Genomic DNA, 19798 nt, shown 5'->3' with positions numbered 1-19798 from the left:
ATTCAAAATTTGTGTTACCATTAATATACTATTTATATCTGTTTTGATGGATACACATTTCAGGAGGAGGAGGAATAATGGATATATAGGATGTATTTGCTGATGGAAAATTATAGTCCGGGAGTATTCTGAAATCTGAATGATCCGAAACATCATCTTCTTTACTAGAAATAACCGCTAAAAAAAGAGAGGTTTTACATTCATTTTTATGATGCAGAGGGAAGTTAATATGCTTGTGCATATCTATATTTTGTACAGCCAGCATTTTTGACAGATCAATCAGGGAATTGATGATTATATCTTTTTTATCCCTATAACAGAAGAATTTTTTTTCTCCATTAATGATCCGTATTTGGATGATGTCATAAGAATATCCGTTAAGAATAAATTCCTTCTTTTCTTTCCACTGCACATTTGCAATATCTGCTTCTGTAAAGCACACGGTTTCTGAATCCTTGAATTTATTCCTGGTAATATTATATTGTGTTTTCTTATACAATTCTTTTTTCAGAAAAGTCATACCGGAATATATCATATTATTGAACAATATGATAACAGAAAGGCACAATACAATAGAAAATATTTTTTTGTACAAAGAATTGGATATTAAGGAGCAGATTCACCGGAAAAATCAACTGCAATAAATTTTGAAATGTTTATTCTGTGCAGCGTTTGGGAACCTTGTACATTGTATTCTATCCAATTGTCTTTTGGATTTTTTTTGGGGGAAACAGGAATTTCATCAGATTTTCCTGCCGGCACCTGATCAGCCATTTTGGTTTCATCTTCGTTTTTATACTGAAGATTGCCTCTTACTATAATTGTATTTCCGGCATTATCCTGACTAAACGGAATAGTATTTCCTTCTGCTCTCAGCGTTTTTACCGTAACTATACTGTTATTATTTTTCTTAAATTTAACGGTATACATGATTCCCTTTACTCCCGATCTTCCTCCTGTCCATTCTGTTTTTTCAGCAGAGATGACTGATATTGCCTTATCCTGATATAAAGAGGATACCGGCATCCCGCAGGAAGCCAGCATCCAAAACACAGTTAAAAATAATTGATTATTCATTTTTTAGTCATTATCACCTCCTTTAGGTCCCAATACAAGGAAGTTACCACTATATACAATTTCACCTTTATATTCGGCTTTCAGTATATAATTTCCAGATAACATTTTTTGTCCGAACTCTTCATCAGATTTTACGTTTTTCTTACTATACACAAGCCTTCCCGATGCATCCACAATACTTATATCCACGCTGTTATATTTAGCTGTATCAAATCTCAGATGGGAAATCCCTTTTGAAGGATTCGGATATATAATATTCATATTCTTTTTAAATTTGGTCTCTGTGGTTGACAATGGAGTCAGCGTATTCTGTGTTGTCCAGGCTCCTCTTCCATAAGTAGAAACCAATACTGTTTTGGTAGCAGGTCTGTAATCCAGATTAGTAATTCTCACATTCCCTATATTTCCAGTTACTGAAGACCATTCAGGAGTTAAATCAAGGAAATTAGTAGTTCCCCAAACTCCCATTTCTGTTCCTACTAATACTTCATTGGGGTCGTCTGGATTTCTGAGGACAGTTCTTACCGGCATATCAGGAAGGTTTCCTTCTTTGTTCTGCCAGGTTGTTCCTCCATCTGTAGAATAGAAAACGCTGGTGAGGTTATAATTGGAAAGTGTCACCATAATCTCATTTTCATTTGCTCCAAACTCGATATCAGAAATAGTTCCTGCTATTGGTGATGTTAACAGAGTTGCTGTATATGCTGTGGTATTAGCATTTGTTATTTTAAAGATTCTCCCAAGATTGGTTCCTACAAAAAGTGTGGTGGAAGCAGTTGTATAAGGGGATACTTTCATCCACGATATCTGCTCTCCGGACTGTGCTGTTCCTACAGTAACCACATCATTAGTGAATGATGTAGCAGTAGCAGAAAGTCCGCTTGTTCTGAAAAGCGTAAGCCCTGAACGGTAAGAATAGAAGACATCATTGATTCTATCTAATGCTATTTCATTGACAAAATGTCCTAAATTTGCATTGGTATCGGCTATAAGACTCTGCGCATTGTTCGTCAATAAATAGTGATTGTTATAAGTATAGCTTGATATTTCATAAGTATCCAGATCATCATATTCTGTGTACATGCCATCTCCCCCTGTAGCAGGCCACTTGGAAAGAAAGTTATTGGCTTGTGGAACACCATAAAGCCACCATGAACCATTATCCTGAGCCCCCGCCAGTAATTCTTCGTTAGCAGGTACTTTTGTAGGATTGAGCATAGCTGTGTAGAACTGAGTTACATTATACCTGGTATTTCTTGCAACAAAGCCATCTACAGTCCCGATATTGGTTTTATTGGCAGCATAATACACTCCTCCATCATTTCCAAAAAGCATTTGCCCGGTTGCGTAATTATTATAAGGATTGAATATGATTGCATGCTGATCCGCATGTACCTCTGAAACCTGTAAAGCGGCCATATTGTTATTATTGGACCATTTTGAAATCTGACTCCATGTACCTCCTCCGTTGGTAGATTTATACAGATCAACACCTCCGATATACACTGTATTGTCATCTTGAGGATCTGCTGCAATCACAAGATCATAAAAAGATTGTCCCCGGGTGAAATCATTAGCAGGAATACTCGTGTCTGTAGGCGCAGGTAATGTCAAAACAGGCGCTGTATCATTGGTAGCCTGCCATGTTACTCCTCCGTCAGCAGAACGTGCAATTCTGATTGGTTCTGCAGTAGTAGAGCTTCCCTGCATAAAAGCATACACTTTATTAGCATTTGTTTTGGAAAGACAAAAATTGACTCTTGCTCCTGCATTTCCAACATTATACACCTGATTAAAAGTATTTCCGTCAGCAGATTTAAAAATTCTTCCTCCTGAATCTATAGTGGAATATATTGAAGATCTGGTGGAGACCCAAACCGAATTATCAGCTCCGATTTCTATTTGCTGAATAGAATATCCTATTGTACTGGTTGAATTTGTTGTTGTATTCTGTGCTAATAAACTGGTGTTCTTTACAAATGTAGCACCTCCGTCTGTAGATTTGTACAATCCCGCCTGATTTAATCCCTGAAATGTACCACTAGAATAATTACCGCTTACTCCAGCATAAACCTCTGAAACTCCAGCATTATTTCTAACTTTAATATCATTAATATAAAAGTTTCCATTTCCTATTCCATTCGAATAGGTTGCCGGTATTGTAAATATCTGTGTCCAGGTAGTGCCTCCATCCGTTGATTTCCAAATTCCGGATCCTTTGGCATCACCCGTTTCACATTCCCCTGTACCAACATAAAATACCTGTGGATTGTTTGGGTCGTAAGTAATGCATGAAACCGAAGTATTGGCCCAGAACGTACTGAGCGGCTGCCATTCATTTGTACTTACAGAAGGATCCTGATTAACCCAAAGTCCACCGGAAATTCCACCTGCAAAGACTCTTTTGCCGGTAGTATCATTAGGGTCATACATAATTGCCCTTGTTCGCCCTCCTACATCATATGGCCCTCTTTCAATCCAGGGTTCATTAATAATTTTTCCAGTGGAAGAATGATGATTACTGGAAATAAATGACATAGGTTTTTCAGAACGATATTTACCCGACAGGATATCATGATTTATTTTTACCAGTTTCCCAAAATAAGTCCTTCCTGTAACCGGATCCATTGTTCTTTTGTAATCTTCCTCATAATATTCATTGGGAGGTATTCCAGCTGCCCTAGCAGCTTTATGTTGCTGTTTAAGGTTCTTATCGTACTGGGCATACAATTTCTGTAAATGTTTTTGATTATTGTTGAGCGTATTTTGCTGTGCATTAGTAAAAGTGCAGAATAATACCGCTGCGATAGGATAGATTTTCAGTTTCATTTGTTTTTTTTCAAATATATTAAAAATAAATATTAAATATTCAATAAAAAAACAAAATATATTACAGATATACATATAAAAACAACACAAATATATCAAATACCTAATTGAGCATTTTTTGTTTTTTAATTAAAATGCTTATTTTTTTTAATTAAAAAACAAAAAGCCCCGGATAAATCCGGGGCAATTATATGATTACAAAAGAAATCTTACGCTTGAACGTTGTTTCCTCCTAATACGAAAGGCTCAACTTCTTTGATTTCTCCGAACTGCTGCTCGTAGTTAGCGATGTTCTGTTGAAGAGCATTTAATACTCTTTTAGCGTGAAGTGGAGCAAGAATTACTCTTGATCTTACTTTAGCCTGCTGAACACCTGGCATCAACTGAATAAAGTCTACTACAAATTCAGATGGGGAGTGGTTTACCAATGCAAGGTTAGCATAGATACCAGCCGCTACCATTTCGTTTAATTCGATGTTGATGTTTCCGTCTTGTGGATTTTGATTGTTGTCCATTGTTATAAATTATGTTTTTAAAATTCGAAATTTGAGATTGTGAAAATATAAAAATAATTTCAAATCCCAAATTTCAAATCATTAATTTTAGTTAAGGTCTTCGAATTCTTTCTTAGAACCAACAATAACGTTCTGATATTCTTTAAGACCTGTACCTGCAGGGATTCTGTGACCTACAATTACATTTTCTTTAAGACCGTTAAGATCGTCTATCTTACCAGCAACTGCTGCTTCGTTAAGAACTTTAGTTGTTTCCTGGAATGATGCTGCAGACATGAATGATTTAGTCTGAAGGGCAGCTCTTGTAATACCTTGCAGTACCGGAGTTGCCGTAGCAGGAAGAGCTTCTCTTACTTCTACCAATGCTAAATCTTCACGCTTCAACTTAGAGTTTTCGTCTCTTAATTCTCTTGCAGTAATCATCTGACCTGGCTTGAATTCTTTAGAATCACCAGCATCTACTACTACTTTAAGACCGAATACTCTGTTGTTTTCTTCCAGGAAGTCATACTTATGTTCAAGAGCTCCTTCAAGGAATTGAGTATCACCTCCATCTACGATAGATACTTTCGTCATCATTTGTCTTACGATAATTTCGAAGTGCTTATCATCGATTTTTACCCCCTGTAGACGGTAAACTTCCTGAATTTCGTTTACTAAGTATTCCTGAACGGCTGTTGGACCTTTAATTCTCAAGATATCTTCCGGTGTGATAGAACCGTCAGAAAGTGGAGAACCTGCTCTTACGAAGTCATTCTCCTGAACAAGAATCTGGTTAGAAAGTTTTACTAAGTAAATTTTTCTTTCTCCGGTTTTAGCCTCAACAATAAGTTCACGGTTACCTCTCTTGATTTTTCCGTAAGAAACTACCCCGTCGATTTCAGTAACAACCGCTGGGTTTGAAGGGTTTCTTGCTTCGAATAATTCGGTAACTCTTGGAAGACCTCCGGTGATATCCCCTGCTTTTGCAGATTTTCTTGGGATTTTGATTAAGACTTTACCAGCCTTAATTTTTTCACCATCGTTAACCATTAAGTGGGCTCCTACCGGTAAGTTGTAAGCTTTTTGCTCAACTCCTTTAGAGTCTACCACCTTAAGGGTAGGTACGGCTTTCTTATTTCTGGATTCAGAGATTACTTTCTCTTCGAATCCTGTTTGTTCGTCAATTTCAAGCTGGAATGAAATACCCTGGATGATATCCTCGTATTCTACCTTACCTGAAGTTTCAGCAATGATAACCGCGTTATACGGATCCCATCTACAGATTGTATCCCCTTTCTTCACTTTATCACCTGGTTTTACAGATAATATAGATCCGTAAGGTACATTAGCTACCATTAATGGAGTTCTGGACTCATTATCAGCAACTAATCTGAATTCTGTTGAACGGGAAACCACAACCTCAGCTGTATTACCGTTTTCATCTTCTGAAGTAATGGTTCTTACTTCATCCATTTCTACGATACCATCTCTTCTTGCAACGATAGATGGGTTTTCTGATACGTTTCCTGCAGTACCCCCCTGGTGGAAGGTTCTCAACGTAAGCTGAGTACCTGGTTCCCCAATGGATTGTGCTGCAATTACACCTACCGCTTCACCCATGTGAATCACTTTACCTGTTGCCAAGTTTCTACCGTAACATTTCGCACAGATACCTTTCTTAGCTTCACAAGTTAATGGTGAACGAACCTCCACAGCTTCTAATCCAGCTTCTTCGATTCTCTTCGCCAAAGATTCAATGATCACCTGATCTGCACTTGCGATAAGCTCGTCAGTTTCAGGATCGTAAATATTATGAAGAGATACTCTACCTAAGATTCTTTCAGAGATTCTTTCAACGATCTCGTCATTTTTCTTAAGTGCAGTAACTTCTGTACCTCTTAGAGTTCCACAGTCGTCTTCTGTAACGATAACGTCCTGTGCAACGTCTACCAATCTTCTCGTTAAGTAACCGGCATCGGCTGTCTTAAGAGCGGTATCCGCAAGACCTTTACGGGCACCGTGGGTAGAGATAAAGTACTCTAGAATCGAAAGACCTTCCTTAAAGTTGGCAAGGATCGGGTTTTCAATGATCTCCGCTCCGGTAGAACCAGCTTTCTGCGGTTTTGCCATCAAACCTCTCATCCCTGATAACTGACGGATCTGTTCTTTAGAACCCCTCGCTCCAGAGTCAAGCATCATGTATACAGAGTTGAAACCACCTTGGTCAGTTTTCATTCTGCTCATGATCATTTCAGTTAATCCGGCGTTGGTATTTGTCCAAACGTCGATTACCTGGTTATAACGTTCTGTATCGGTAATCAGACCCATGTTATAGTTGGCTCTAATTTCGTCTACAGTTTCAATTGATTGTGCAATCATCTGTTTTTTCTCAACAGGAACTACGATATCCCCAAGTGAGAAAGAAAGACCTCCTTTGAATGCGTTTGAATACCCTAAGTCTTTCATTGCATCAAGGAACTTCACAGTTGTAGGGAAATCTGTATCAGCAAGGATCTTACCGATAACGTTTCTCAATGATTTCTTCGTTAGAAGTTCATTGATATATCCTACCTGTTTAGGTACGATCTGGTTGAACAGGATTCTACCTACAGAAGTTTCGATCAATCTTGTTACGATTTGTCCGTCTTCTTTAATTGGTAGTCTACATCTTACTTTAGCATTTAAAGATACTCTACCTTCAGCATAAGCTATTTCCGCTTCTTCAGGAGAATAGAATGCAAGACCTTCTCCTTTTACTTTCATCGTCTCTGTAGAGCTTAATTCTTTAGTCATGAAATAAAGACCAAGAACCATGTCCTGAGATGGTACTGTAATTGGAGAACCGTTTGCAGGGTTCAGGATGTTTTGAGAACCTAACATCAATAACTGAGCTTCAAGGATCGCTTCTGGTCCTAACGGTAAGTGTACCGCCATCTGGTCACCATCGAAATCGGCGTTGAAGGCCGTAGTTACTAACGGGTGTAGCTGGATTGCCTTACCTTCGATCATCTTAGGTTGGAAAGCCTGAATACCCAGTCTGTGAAGCGTAGGTGCTCTGTTCAATAGAACAGGGTGACCTTTCATCACGTTTTCAAGGATATCATAAACTACCGGTTCTTTTCTGTCGATAATTCTCTTTGCAGATTTTACTGTTTTTACAATTCCTCTTTCAATCAGTTTTCTGATGATGAACGGTTTGTAAAGTTCAGCTGCCATATCTTTAGGAATACCACATTCGTGAAGCTGTAAGTTTGGACCTACAACAATTACCGAACGCGCAGAGTAGTCAACCCTTTTCCCTAGTAAGTTCTGACGGAAACGACCTTGCTTACCTTTCAATGAATCAGAAAGTGATTTCAATGGTCTGTTTGACTCAGATTTTACTGCAGAAGATTTTCTCGTGTTATCGAATAATGAATCTACAGATTCCTGAAGCATACGCTTCTCGTTTCTCAAGATTACTTCAGGAGCTTTGATCTCCAATAATCTCTTCAAACGGTTATTTCTGATGATAACTCTTCTGTAAAGGTCATTCAGGTCAGAAGTTGCGAAACGTCCTCCATCCAACGGAACCAATGGTCTTAGTTCTGGCGGGATAACAGGAAGCACACGCATGATCATCCACTCTGGTCTGTTGATCATTCTTGTATTAGCACCTCTCAATGCTTCTACCACGTTCAATCTCTTAAGAGCTTCAGTTCTTCTTTGTTTTGAACCTTCGTTGTGAGCTTTGTGTCTCAAGTCAAAAGACAATGCATCAAGATCGATTCTTTTTAAAAGATCTTCCACAGCTTCAGCACCCATTCTGGCGATGAATTTGTTTGGATCAGAATCATCAAGATACTGGTTTTCTACAGGAAGAGTTTCCATGATATCAAGGTACTCTTCTTCTGTAAGGAATTCCATATTTTCAAAATCAGAACCGTCTAATTTTTTAGCAATACCCTGCTGGATCACCACATATCTTTCGTAGTAGATGATCATATCTAATTTCTTAGAAGGAATTCCTAAAAGGTATCCGATTTTGTTTGGTAATGAACGGAAATACCAGATGTGTGCAATTGGAACTACAAGGTTGATGTGCCCGATTCTCTCTCTTCTTACTTTTTTCTCAGTAACTTCTACTCCACAACGGTCACAAACGATTCCTTTGTAACGAATTCTCTTGTATTTACCACAAGCACATTCGTAATCCTTTACAGGACCAAAGATTTTCTCACAAAATAGCCCGTCTCTTTCAGGCTTGTGAGTTCTGTAGTTAATAGTTTCCGGTTTTAAAACCTCCCCTCTTGAGTCTTGTAAAATAGACTCCGGTGAAGCTAAACCGATGGTTATTTTATTAAATCTACTTGATTTATTTTTATTTGACATAATTTTTTTTAGATTTTAGATTTCAGATTTCAGATTTCAGAAGAAATCATCATTCCAAATTCAAGGATTATAAAATTGTTAGAGTGTCGTAGTCTGACATCTTGTGTCTGACATCTGATATCTTACTCCTCCAATCTTACGTCTAATCCAAGACCTTGTAACTCGTGAAGTAATACGTTGAATGATTCCGGAATACCTGGTTCAGGCATAGATTCACCTTTTGCAATTGCTTCATAAGTTTTTGCTCTACCAATCACGTCATCCGACTTCACAGTAAGGATCTCTCTCAGGATGTTAGATGCACCGAATGCTTCAAGTGCCCAAACCTCCATCTCTCCGAATCTCTGACCTCCGAACTGAGCTTTACCTCCTAACGGCTGCTGAGTAATCAATGAGTAAGGACCGATAGAACGTGCGTGCATTTTGTCATCAACCATGTGTCCTAATTTCAGCATGTAAATAACCCCTACAGTCGCAGCCTGAGTAAATCTTTCTCCAGTACCACCATCATAAAGGTAAGTGTGACCGAATTTAGGAAGACCTGCTTTGTCTGTATATTCAGTAATCTGATCAAGAGTTGCTCCATCGAAGATTGGTGTAGCGAACTTCATACCCAGCTTCTGACCAGCCCATCCAAGAACTGTTTCATAAATCTGACCGATGTTCATACGGGAAGGTACCCCAAGTGGATTCAATACGATATCTACCGGTGTTCCGTCTTCCAGGAATGGCATATCTTCTTCACGAACGATTCTTGAAACGATACCTTTGTTACCGTGACGTCCTGCCATTTTATCTCCTACATTCAGTTTACGTTTCTTAGCGATGTAAACTTTAGCCAGCTTCATGATACCTGCAGGAAGCTCATCTCCGATTGAAATAGCAAATTTCTCACGGTTTTTAACTCCTTGAATGTCGTTATATTTGATTTTGTAATTGTGAATCAATTGTTTGATCAATTCATTCTTGTCAGCGTCTACTGTCCAGTCTGAACCGCTAACGTTTACATAATCTTCGACTGAAGTTAATAACTTGTGAGTGAATTTCACACCTTTACCGATGATTTCTTCGTCAAGGTCGTTTTGTACCCCCTGAGAAGTTTTACCGCTTACCAGTGTATTTAATTTTTCAATTAACGTATTTCTCAACTCATCAAACTTAGCCTTGTAAGTGTTTTCAATTTCTTCAAGTTTAAGTTTTTCTTCAGTTCTTTTCTTTTTGTCTTTAATATTTCTTGAGAACAATTTCTTGTTGATAACAACTCCTCTTAATGATGAGTCTGCTTTCAGTGAAGCATCCTTCACATCACCAGCTTTATCACCGAAGATTGCCCTAAGAAGTTTTTCTTCAGGAGTTGGGTCAGATTCACCTTTTGGAGTAATTTTACCAATCATGATATCTCCAGGCTTCACTTCAGCACCGATTCTGATCATACCGTTCTCGTCAAGATCTTTCGTAGCTTCTTCAGATACGTTTGGAATATCTGCTGTAAGTTCTTCCATACCTAATTTAGTATCACGAACTTCAAGAGAATATTCATCTACGTGGATTGAAGTAAACCAGTCCTCACGTACAACTTTTTCGTTGATTACGATTGCATCCTCGAAGTTGTACCCTTTCCAAGGCATGAACGCTACCACTAAGTTTCTACCAAGAGCCAATTCTCCTTTTTCAGTAGCATACCCGTCGCAAAGTACCTGTCCTTTTTCCACTACATCACCTACTCTTACGTTTGGTCTTAGGGTAATGGTTGTACTCTGGTTCGTTTTTCTGAACTTAGTAAGGTTGTATGTTTTAGTAGCAGACTCAAATTGTACTAAATCTTCGTCTTCGCTTCTTTCATATTTAATAACGATTCTGTCAGCATCTACGTACTGTACTGTACCTGTACCTTCAGCGTTAATTAAGATTCTTGAATCTCTTGCAACTTGCTGCTCAAGCCCTGTACCAACGATTGGAGCCTGTGGCTTCAATAGAGGAACGGCCTGACGCATCATGTTGGATCCCATCAATGCACGGTTCGCATCATCATGTTCCAGGAATGGAATTAATGAAGCGGAAATACCGGAAATCTGGTTTGGTGCTACGTCGATAAGGTCTACCTGGCTAGGTTCTACTACCGGATAGTCACCATCCAATCTTGCAATGATTCTGTCTGTTTCGAATTCACCGTTGTCGCTCAATTCAACGTTTGCCTGAGCAATTACTTTAGATTCTTCATCTTCCGCATTTAAGTAGATAGGATCTGCGTTAAGCTCAATCTTACCGCCTTCTACTTTTCTATATGGAGTTTCGATGAAACCTAGTCTGTTGATTTTAGCATAAATACCTAAAGATGAAATCAAACCGATGTTTGGTCCTTCCGGAGTTTCAATCGGACAAATTCTTCCGTAGTGAGTATGGTGAACGTCTCGAACCTCGAAACCTGCTCTTTCTCTTGATAAACCACCAGGCCCTAGTGCAGATAATCTTCTCTTGTGAGTGATCTCTGATAGAGGGTTGGTTTGGTCCATAAACTGAGAAAGCTGGTTGGTACCAAAGAACGAGTTGATTACTGATGTTAATGTCTTTGCATTTACAAGGTCAAGCGGAGTAAAGATTTCGTTATCTCTAACGTTCATTCTTTCCTTGATTGTTCTTGCAATTCTTGAAAGACCTACCCCGAACTGTCCAGCCAACTGCTCACCAACAGTTTTAATTCTTCTGTTTGATAAGTGGTCAATATCATCAACCTCTGCTTTAGAGTTGACAAGCTCGATTAAGTGTCTTACAATAGCAATGATATCTTCTTTTGTAAGAACCTCAGTTGTCGTTGGAATGTTAAGACCTAGCTTTTTGTTCAATCTGTAACGTCCAACTTCACCTAATGAATATCTCTGCTCAGAGAAGAATAATTTTTCAATGATTCCTCTTGCTGTTTCTTCATCTGGCGGATCTGCGTTTCTTAACTGACGATAAATATACTCTACCGCTTCTTTTTCAGAGTTAGTAGGGTCTTTTTGTAATGTATTCTGGATGATAGAGAATTCGTTGCTGTTTTCTTTGTGAATCAGGATTGACTTCACACCAGCATCAAGAATAAGATCCAAATGTTCTTTTTCAAGAATCGTTTCTCTATCCAGGATGATTTCGTTTCTTTCAATAGAAACTACCTCACCTGTATCTTCGTCTACGAAATCTTCGAACCAGGTGTTCAATACTCTCGCAGCCAATGTTCTTCCTTCTACTTTTTTAAGGGCAGCTTTAGAAACTTTCACTTCTTCAGCAAGGTCAAAGATCTGAAGGATATCCTTGTCAGATTCGTAACCGATTGCTCTTAATAAAGTTGTTAATGGTAATTTTTTCTTACGGTCGATATACGCGTACATTACGCTGTTGATATCAGTTGTAAATTCCATCCAAGATCCTTTGAAAGGGATAATTCTTGAATAGTAAAGTTTGGTTCCGTTAGCGTGGTAAGTTTGTCCGAAGAATACACCAGGCGAACGGTGAAGCTGCGTAACAATAACTCTTTCAGCACCATTGATGATAAAAGAACCACTTGGCGTCATATAAGGAACCGGACCTAAGTATACGTCCTGAACCACAGTCTGGAAATCTTCATGTTCCGGGTCAGTACAATACAGTTTAAGTCTAGCTTTTAGAGGAACTGAATAAGTAAGTCCTCTTTCCACACACTCATCGATTGAATAACGTGGAGAATCTACCAGATAGTCTAAGAATTCTAATACGAATTGGTTTCTTGAATCCGTAATTGGGAAATTCTCTTGGAAAGTCTTGTAAAGAGCTTCTGTCTTTCTGGCTTCAGGAAGTGTATCAAGCTGGAAAAATTCTCTGAAAGATTCAATTTGGATATCCAAAAAGTCCGGAGTGATGATTTTTCCTTTCGCTGATGAGAAATTAATTCTCGGATTTCCTTGAGTTGTTGATTTTGTTTTACTCATAAAACTTTTAAGAAAGGGTTAAAAAATATTTTGATTCATTAAAAAATATCAGAAAAGAACAAGAAACAAGATAAAAGTAAAAGGTAAAAGTGTTTTTGGCGCTCACAAAGGACCTTAGATTCTTTTAAACTTCCTACATGGTTCTTTCTAACTGCAACACTGGTATATCTTTTCACAGCGTAATGCAAAATATTTTTATTACTTTTGAGGCTGTATTACCGCAGTATTTATATACACGAAATCCCTTCCACGTTTACACAGTGAAAGAGTTGATTTTCAGTATTTTATAAATTTACATACAATTTTTCGCGCCAAAAGAAGGGCAAAGATACAAAAAGTTATCCACAAAAACAAATAAATCATCTCATTTTGAAACTCTTAAAAACGAGAGAGGCTGCCCAAATATGAGCACCCCCTCCACAACACAAGCTAATCCTATGATTATTTCACAATAACCTTATAAGATTTTATTTTTTGAGCTCCCGTGACTGTACAAATACAAATACCTACCTGAGCGATTTCCCAGAAACTTACAGATCATTAGTAGAACGATGGTTAATAATTTATTTTTCATTTCTAATGCTATTTGATGTTTTATATAAATGTACTTTTTGAAAGGACAATTCTATTCTCATCTAATTTATAAATAACACCACAAAGGCGCTTATACTTATAAGATGTTACAGGATTATGAATAATGCCATCCATTCTATTGGGCAGTCGATTTACTACTTCTGAGGAAGGACATTTCAGAATTGCTGTTTTAAAAAAAGGAAAATTATCCCGGAAACCTTTATTACATAACCAATAGCTTTCTTTTTGACCGGCAGAACCATTATACAAACCTGTCCAATAATAAACGGAAACATCAGCAAAGCAACCCCATAAATGATTGGTAATAGCTGTACCATATGAGAACCCAGGCTTTGCCCTTATTAGAGATATTATCTTCGTGTTTAGTTTTCCTATAGCCGTCAAAATCTTTAGAAGCGTAATCTTATGACCAAAGAAAAGAAGGTTATTTCTATCCAATTATTGTGTTTTTTTCAATACAAATATAATATTTTTTCAATTAAAACAATAATTAACTAATAAAAATTCACATAAAATAATTAAACATAATAATAAACATAAAAAAAATCATACGTTACCACAAAATATGCAATCATAAAAAACTATATCAGTATTAGTAATAACAATATTATATTACTATTAAAAATTAAAAGACACATTTACAAAAGCTTACATACAAAAAAGCCCAGGCAAATGCCCGGGCTTCTTTATTTATAATACAATTGAAATTATTTCAATTCTACTTCAGCACCAGCTTCTTCTAATTGCTTCTTAAGAGCTTCAGCTTCGTCTTTAGAAACACCTTGCTTAATTGCAGCAGGAGCTCCGTCTACGATATCTTTAGCTTCTTTAAGACCAGCACCAGTTAAATCTTTTACTAATTTAACGATAGCTAATTTAGAAGCACCTGCAGACTTAAGAATTACGTCGAATTCAGTCTTTTCTTCAGCAGCATCACCTGCACCACCTGCAGCAACAACTACAGCAGCAGCAGCTGGCTCAATTCCGTACTCATCCTTAAGGATAGCAGCTAATTCGTTTACGTCTTTTACAGTTAGGTTTACTAGCGTTTCAGCTAAATTTTTTAAATCTGACATTGTTGTAATGTTTTTGTTGATTATTTATTTAATTTTTTGAGTGTAATTATTCAGCAGCTGGCGTTTCGTCAGTGCTTTCTGCAGCAGCTTCAGGAGCTTCAGCAGGAGTTTCTTCTACCGCAGGAGCAGCTTCTTCAGCTTTAGCTTCTACAGTTTCAGGTTTGTTTTGAAGAGCAGAAACAACTCTCTGGATTGGAGACTGAAGTAATCCGATGATTTCACCGATCATTTCTTCTCTAGACTTGATGTTAGCCAACATGTCCAGGTTATTGTCACCAACGTAGAAAGTTTCTTGAACAAAAGCAGACTTTAAAGCTGGCTTTTCTTCTTTCTTTCTGAATCCTTGGATCAATTTTGCAGGAGCGTTTGCTGTTTCAGCAATCATTAACGCTGAGTTTCCTTTGAAAGATGGGAACATTTCAGAGTAATCAACTCCTTCAATTTGCTCCATTGCTTTTTGTAAAAGTGTATTTTTTACAACTTTCACTTTGATATTTTGTTTGAAAGCCTGTCTTCTGAAATCTGAAGATTTACCAGCGTTCAAACCTTCTAAATCTGCTACGTATACTACTTTTGCATCCTGAAGCAAATCTTTGATCTCTTGTATTGCTACAACTTTTTGGTCTTTTGTCATTGTCTTAAGGATTATTATTAGTTAACAGATTTAGTATCAATTGCAATACCTGGGCTCATTGTAGAAGATAAATAGATACTCTTCACATAAGTTCCTTTAGCAGCAGTTGGTTTCATTTTGATCAATGTCTGGATTAATTCCTGAGCATTTTCTTTGATCTTGGCAGCATCGAAAGATACTTTACCAATACCAGCATGGATAATACCATACTTGTCTACTTTGAAATCAATTTTACCTGCTTTTACTTCAGTTACTGCTTTACCAATTTCCATTGTTACAGTTCCTGATTTAGGGTTTGGCATTAAACCTCTTGGACCTAATACTCTACCTAATGGACCTAATTTACCCATTACAGCTGGCATCGTAACGATAACGTCAACATCTGTCCAACCTTCTTTGATTTTTTGTAAATATTCGTCAAGACCTACATAGTCAGCACCAGCAGCTTTAGCTTCTGCTTCTTTATCTGGAGTTACAAGAGCTAATACTTTAACATCTTTACCAGTACCGTGAGGAAGAGATACAACACCTCTTACCATTTGGTTTGCTTTTCTAGGGTCTACTCCTAATCTTACTGCGATATCTACAGAAGCATCAAACTTTGTAGTGTTCACTTCTTTTACAAGAGCTGAACCTTCTTCAAGGTTATAGATTCTTCCTTTTTCTACTTTGCTTAAAGCTTCCTTTTGCTTTTTAGTTAATTTTGCCATTTCTTTAAGTTTTAAGCGTTAGTTGGTTTAGTTCCTGTTACTCTTAATCCCATAGATCTGGCAGTACCTGCAACCATAGAAAGAGCAGAGTCCATTGTAAAACAGTTAAGATCCGCCATTTTATCTTCAGCGATTTTCTTTACCTGTTCCCAAGTTACAGAACCTACTTTGTTTCTGTTTGGTTCACCAGAACCTCCCTTGATCTTAGCTGCATCCATTAACTGGATTGCTGCAGGTGGAGTTTTAATAACGAATTCAAAAGATTTGTCTTCGTATACTGTAATTACTACAGGTAAAACTTGCCCTGGCTTATCTTGGGTTCTTCCGTTAAATTGCTTACAAAACTCCATGATGTTCACACCTGCAGAACCCAATGCTGGACCTACTGGTGGAGAAGGGTTAGCTGCGCCACCTTTCACCTGAAGCTTTACCATTTTAAAGACTTTCTTAGCCATTGTTTGTTTTTTAAATTTGAATAATTAATGAGTTTGGAAGCATTTATTATTCAGTAGGTTATGCACTCACATAACAATAAACCTACTTTTTGGACTGCAAAAGTATAAAATATTTTTGAAATAGCAAACGGAAATTGCTGATTTTTAAAAGTTTTAGAAAAATAAATCATGTTTCCCTGTCAAAGAATTGAAAATACAGTCAGTAAAAACGAAAACGGTTATTTTATGCAAATAACCGTTTTAAGATATTTTAAAAGGAAGGCTGATTAAAAACCTGAAGGTTTATTAATTGTTTTTGTAGAACCGTCGTTTCCTCCAAGATCATCATTGATATCGTTTATATTTTGCTTTTCAATTAATCTTTTGTAAGCCATCAGATAAAGATCAACCGTAAAGTTATTATAGGTTCTTGATGGTGTAGTTGTGTTGGTGGCAATCATTCTGCTATCTGTAAATCTAGCTCTGACATGCCATGTTCCGTTACTTTTGAAAGCCACTACATCCGGTGATCCCTGTTTGTTATCATTCACACCGTTGTCGCCATAATCAAGCATTACACTCGTATTTCCATCGTTCAGCTTGAAGGAATAATTGTGGAGGATAACCAAAAAGTTGTTGGCATCAATTTTAGTATCATAATCTGTAATGCCTGTTCCAGGTACGCCGGTAAGGGTAAGTTTAAGATAATTGAACAGCCCGCTGCTTTCCAAAGCCGGATCATACAATTGTAAGGCATTCTGCGAAGTGGCTAAAAAGCTTCCTCCTGTCATCGTAGGTTCTCCCGGATTTCTTAAATATAAGGAATTTGTATATGTTTTTCCATTAACATCAAGTGTTTCTGCGGGATTAGCAGTGTTGATCCCTACTTTTCCTTTCTGGGCGTTTAAAAACATCCCAAGACATAGGATTATTGTGATATAAATTTTTCTTTCCATAGTTTTTTTATTGAAGGCCCAGTGGCGTATTGGTTGATACTCCTGAATATCCCGGTGAAACGGATGCTGAAACAGAACCGTTAAAAGTTCCCCAGTCTTTCACTAAGGATTTTTCAAAGACATTTAAGGTAAGTGTCCAGGTTCCATTGATGGAAGAAACAGTTCCTGCTCCTTTAAAAGCTAAATTAATAGCATGGTACTGTTTACCACCGCTGGTCACCTGTGTAATTTCAGTTGAGTAAGAACCATACGATTTAGGGTTGGTACTTGTGTTCGCCGCTGAAACCGCTCCTGTAAAAACAGCACCTGTAATGGCCACCACATATTTACTTGCATCTAATCCTGTATTGAGATTTACAATTTCATCCTGTCTTACATTTTTCAATATAACATTATACATATTTACAGGGGCTACATTACGGAGCGATATATCCAGCAGCTTCACCTTACCTACCGGTGAAGTATCTTTTGACCGGGTAAGAAGAAGATAGTTTCCGCTTGCCTTTGTATTTTCAGTATCTATTAAATAAGATTCTACTAAAGTTTCCCCTTCAACATCAAGAGTTCCTTTAGGTGTTTTAGTATTTATTCCTACTTGTGCATTTATGCTTAAAGCAGCAAAACCCGTAAAGAGTATCGCAATAATTTTTTTCATAATTTATGTTTTTATTGAATTAATGGAGCTGTCGCCGCACCAGTAGTTAATCCATTAAGGTTTTGTGTTGAATTAAAATCTTTGGCGTACGACCTGTCAAACACCAGTAAGTTGAGTGTCCAGACTCCTGTAGGCAAAGAATTATCAGGAGCAAATCCCTGGTAATCTGCCTTAAGTTTCCATGTCCCTCCTGCAGAATAAGCAAAGATCTGAGGTATCGGAGTAAGCCAGTCTGCAGAGTAAGTTCTTGTAGGCTGTGTAAATCCAAAAGAAGAAATTACTACCAAAAACTTGCTGGAGTTGATCTTTGTGTCAAACTGGTTTACCCAATCTTTGTCTGTAGGATCACAGGTGATTTTAAACTGAATAAGATTAATGGGAGCCGGCGAATTAGGTACAAAAGAATCATTATACGCTGTAATTTTGTTTTCCGGCGCGGGAGATTTGATAATAAAAGTGTAATTCTCATCCGCTTTCAGTTTTTCCAGGGGTTGTTTAAAAACAATTCCTGATGTTTTCATTGTACCGTTTACGGTAAGTTCTTTTTCTGGTGTCGCAGTATTGATGCCAACCTGCGCACTCATCAACACATAGGTGCCCACCAGAGTGATCATCGAAATAATTTTTGTCATTGAGTTATGTGTTTATAAAGCTTATGCTCTTGGGTGGCTTATCTGAATTCTATTCTTATTTAAAAACAACAAAGAATGTCCATACCTCTGTAACCAGTGTATGAAATAAAAAGAATAAAATTTTGTGGATTAGCTAACAGCTTGGTTGCAAGAAGCATGCCATATGAAAGTGAATTAAGGAACTAAAAGGAACTTGATCCATAAAAAACAAAAATTATCACGTAACGGGGATAATTTAATTAAAGTAAACTTCTTTATAGAAGTAGCCAACAGACTTATGAAATTTGAATATCAGTACAATAGTTTCAGCAAACTTAAAAAAACTCTAACCAGAGTGAAAAAAATATGAAGATTCAAATTCAATATTTCATTATGAATTAATAGAGCTGCATTATTATTTTACCGAAAAATAACTGGGAAGCTATTGCCGCAGGCTATTTAAAAAAAATATTGAAATGGTATCAACGAAAAAAAGACTGCTTTTAAAGCAGTCTTTTTATATTTATAAGTAATGTATTATACTTTTTCTACTTGCATGTAGCTCAGTTCCATTGGAGTTTTTCTACCGAAGATCAATACAGAAACTTCAATTTTCTTTTTGTCTTCAAGAATCTTCTCAACTGTACCATTGAATCCGTTGAAAGGTCCGTCGATTACTTTAACGTTTTCACCTACTACATAAGGAATTTCAACATCGCTTGCAAATTCTGAAAGTTCATCCATTCTTCCAAGCATTCTGTTTACCTCTGATTTTCTCATTGGGACAGGATCACCTCCTTTTGTTAAACTTAAGAAAGAAATAACTCCCGGGATATTTTTAATAACGTGAGGAATCTCTCCCATCAGGTCAGCTTCAATCATCAGGTAGCCAGGATAGTAAGGTCTCTCTTTAGGAACTTTTTTACCGTTTCTAATCTGGATTACCTTTTCCATAGGAATAACCACTTGAGTAACGTACTGCTCAAACCCTAAACGTTTGATTTCTGTCTCAATATAGTTTTTCACTTTATTTTCCTGTCCGCTGATTGCTTTCAGCACATACCATTTCAATTCGCTCATTATGGAAAATACTTAATTATTAATTGAACAAGTTGATTAGCATTCCTATTATGTTGCTGATTGCTTTTGAAAACAATTCATCAACTCCAAAGGTAAATAAAGCCAGAATAACTGTCGCAATAGTCACTACAATTGTAGAAGACTGAAGGTCAGCCCATTTTGGCCATTCAACTTTATGTCTGAATTCGTTATAAGAACCTTTTAAAAAATCGACAAATGAACTCATAATTTATATTTGCACGGGCACAAGGATTCGAACCCTGATCAACGGTTTTGGAGACCGGTATCCTACCATTGGACGATGCCCGTAGTTAAAAAAAGCTCCGTAAA

16 protein-coding genes and 1 tRNA gene are annotated in these 19798 nt (G+C 37.3%); all 17 read right to left on the bottom strand.

Annotated features, from left to right (window positions below):
• Positions 1–28 precede the first annotated feature (28 nt).
• The 17 genes from ACLI50_RS06265 to ACLI50_RS06185 all read right to left on the bottom strand — a co-directional run bounded on the left by ACLI50_RS06265 (position 29) and on the right by ACLI50_RS06185 (position 19777).
• Positions 29–520, bottom strand: coding sequence for a hypothetical protein (locus tag ACLI50_RS06265; RefSeq protein ID WP_411413383.1), 492 nt, complete (start codon positions 518–520; stop codon positions 29–31).
• A gap of 86 nt (positions 521–606) precedes the next feature.
• A complete protein-coding gene (locus ACLI50_RS06260) occupies positions 607–1077 on the bottom strand; it encodes a hypothetical protein (protein ID WP_411413382.1) in 471 nt (156 codons plus the stop codon).
• A gap of 3 nt (positions 1078–1080) precedes the next feature.
• Positions 1081–3906: a T9SS type A sorting domain-containing protein gene (locus ACLI50_RS06255; RefSeq protein ID WP_395971736.1), complete on the bottom strand. Its 2826-nt coding sequence runs from the start codon at positions 3904–3906 to the stop codon at positions 1081–1083.
• A gap of 209 nt (positions 3907–4115) precedes the next feature.
• On the bottom strand, positions 4116–4421 hold the full coding sequence (locus ACLI50_RS06250; protein WP_002976436.1) for a DUF3467 domain-containing protein: 306 nt from the start codon (positions 4419–4421) through the stop codon (positions 4116–4118).
• Between the two features lie 87 nt (positions 4422–4508).
• A complete protein-coding gene (gene rpoC, locus ACLI50_RS06245; protein WP_202841460.1) occupies positions 4509–8774 on the bottom strand; it encodes a DNA-directed RNA polymerase subunit beta' in 4266 nt (1421 codons plus the stop codon).
• Positions 8775–8896: 122 nt separating this feature from the next.
• Positions 8897–12718 (bottom strand): DNA-directed RNA polymerase subunit beta, encoded by a 3822-nt coding sequence (gene rpoB / locus ACLI50_RS06240; RefSeq protein ID WP_137905183.1) that lies wholly within the window; start codon positions 12716–12718, stop codon positions 8897–8899.
• Between the two features lie 594 nt (positions 12719–13312).
• Positions 13313–13750 carry a hypothetical protein gene (locus ACLI50_RS06235; RefSeq protein ID WP_202841462.1) on the bottom strand — a complete coding sequence of 146 codons (438 nt, stop codon included), beginning with the start codon at positions 13748–13750 and terminating at the stop codon, positions 13313–13315.
• A 269-nt stretch (positions 13751–14019) separates the two neighbouring features.
• Positions 14020–14388 (bottom strand): 50S ribosomal protein L7/L12, encoded by a 369-nt coding sequence (gene rplL / locus ACLI50_RS06230; protein WP_062675820.1) that lies wholly within the window; start codon positions 14386–14388, stop codon positions 14020–14022.
• Between the two features lie 46 nt (positions 14389–14434).
• Positions 14435–15022 (bottom strand): 50S ribosomal protein L10, encoded by a 588-nt coding sequence (gene rplJ / locus ACLI50_RS06225; RefSeq protein WP_110008215.1) that lies wholly within the window; start codon positions 15020–15022, stop codon positions 14435–14437.
• A 17-nt stretch (positions 15023–15039) separates the two neighbouring features.
• Positions 15040–15732: a 50S ribosomal protein L1 gene (gene rplA / locus ACLI50_RS06220; RefSeq protein WP_002976422.1), complete on the bottom strand. Its 693-nt coding sequence runs from the start codon at positions 15730–15732 to the stop codon at positions 15040–15042.
• A gap of 11 nt (positions 15733–15743) precedes the next feature.
• Entirely contained in the window at positions 15744–16187 is a 444-nt protein-coding gene (gene rplK / locus ACLI50_RS06215; protein ID WP_047435399.1) for a 50S ribosomal protein L11, read from the bottom strand.
• Between the two features lie 266 nt (positions 16188–16453).
• Positions 16454–17122, bottom strand: coding sequence for a hypothetical protein (locus ACLI50_RS06210; RefSeq protein ID WP_110008216.1), 669 nt, complete (start codon positions 17120–17122; stop codon positions 16454–16456).
• 7 nt (positions 17123–17129) lie between these two features.
• On the bottom strand, positions 17130–17777 hold the full coding sequence (locus ACLI50_RS06205; RefSeq protein ID WP_411413381.1) for a hypothetical protein: 648 nt from the start codon (positions 17775–17777) through the stop codon (positions 17130–17132).
• 11 nt (positions 17778–17788) lie between these two features.
• Positions 17789–18409, bottom strand: a complete 621-nt coding sequence (locus tag ACLI50_RS06200; RefSeq protein ID WP_110008218.1) for a hypothetical protein — start codon at positions 18407–18409, stop codon at positions 17789–17791.
• A gap of 516 nt (positions 18410–18925) precedes the next feature.
• On the bottom strand, positions 18926–19468 hold the full coding sequence (gene nusG / locus ACLI50_RS06195) for a transcription termination/antitermination protein NusG (RefSeq protein WP_002976412.1): 543 nt from the start codon (positions 19466–19468) through the stop codon (positions 18926–18928).
• Between the two features lie 19 nt (positions 19469–19487).
• Positions 19488–19694: a preprotein translocase subunit SecE gene (secE, locus tag ACLI50_RS06190; RefSeq protein ID WP_002976410.1), complete on the bottom strand. Its 207-nt coding sequence runs from the start codon at positions 19692–19694 to the stop codon at positions 19488–19490.
• Positions 19695–19706: 12 nt separating this feature from the next.
• Positions 19707–19777: transfer RNA gene (locus tag ACLI50_RS06185), tRNA-Trp, on the bottom strand.
• Positions 19778–19798 lie beyond the last annotated feature (21 nt).

The sequence above is a fragment of the Chryseobacterium cupriresistens genome (assembly GCF_046614675.1).
Classification (GTDB): domain Bacteria; phylum Bacteroidota; class Bacteroidia; order Flavobacteriales; family Weeksellaceae; genus Chryseobacterium; species Chryseobacterium cupriresistens.
Note: the sequence above shows the minus strand (reverse complement) of the source record. Positions and strands in the feature narration are given on the sequence as shown.

Excerpts from the sequence above, each read along its gene's own strand:
- rplA (WP_002976422.1), bottom strand. The coding sequence starts at position 15,732 with ATGGCAAAATTAACTAAAAAGCAAAAGGAAGCTTTAAGCAAAGTAGAA.
- rplL (WP_062675820.1), bottom strand. The coding sequence starts at position 14,388 with ATGTCAGATTTAAAAAATTTAGCTGAAACGCTAGTAAACCTAACTGTA.
- ACLI50_RS06250 (WP_002976436.1), bottom strand. The coding sequence starts at position 4,421 with ATGGACAACAATCAAAATCCACAAGACGGAAACATCAACATCGAATTA.
- rplJ (WP_110008215.1), bottom strand. The coding sequence starts at position 15,022 with ATGACAAAAGACCAAAAAGTTGTAGCAATACAAGAGATCAAAGATTTG.
- secE (WP_002976410.1), bottom strand. The coding sequence starts at position 19,694 with ATGAGTTCATTTGTCGATTTTTTAAAAGGTTCTTATAACGAATTCAGA.
- nusG (WP_002976412.1), bottom strand. The coding sequence starts at position 19,468 with ATGAGCGAATTGAAATGGTATGTGCTGAAAGCAATCAGCGGACAGGAA.
- ACLI50_RS06265 (WP_411413383.1), bottom strand. The coding sequence starts at position 520 with ATGACTTTTCTGAAAAAAGAATTGTATAAGAAAACACAATATAATATT.
- rpoB (WP_137905183.1), bottom strand. The coding sequence starts at position 12,718 with ATGAGTAAAACAAAATCAACAACTCAAGGAAATCCGAGAATTAATTTC.
- ACLI50_RS06210 (WP_110008216.1), bottom strand. The coding sequence starts at position 17,122 with ATGGAAAGAAAAATTTATATCACAATAATCCTATGTCTTGGGATGTTT.
- ACLI50_RS06255 (WP_395971736.1), bottom strand. The coding sequence starts at position 3,906 with ATGAAACTGAAAATCTATCCTATCGCAGCGGTATTATTCTGCACTTTT.
- rplK (WP_047435399.1), bottom strand. The coding sequence starts at position 16,187 with ATGGCTAAGAAAGTCTTTAAAATGGTAAAGCTTCAGGTGAAAGGTGGC.
- ACLI50_RS06200 (WP_110008218.1), bottom strand. The coding sequence starts at position 18,409 with ATGACAAAAATTATTTCGATGATCACTCTGGTGGGCACCTATGTGTTG.
- ACLI50_RS06205 (WP_411413381.1), bottom strand. The coding sequence starts at position 17,777 with ATGAAAAAAATTATTGCGATACTCTTTACGGGTTTTGCTGCTTTAAGC.
- ACLI50_RS06260 (WP_411413382.1), bottom strand. The coding sequence starts at position 1,077 with ATGAATAATCAATTATTTTTAACTGTGTTTTGGATGCTGGCTTCCTGC.
- rpoC (WP_202841460.1), bottom strand. The coding sequence starts at position 8,774 with ATGTCAAATAAAAATAAATCAAGTAGATTTAATAAAATAACCATCGGT.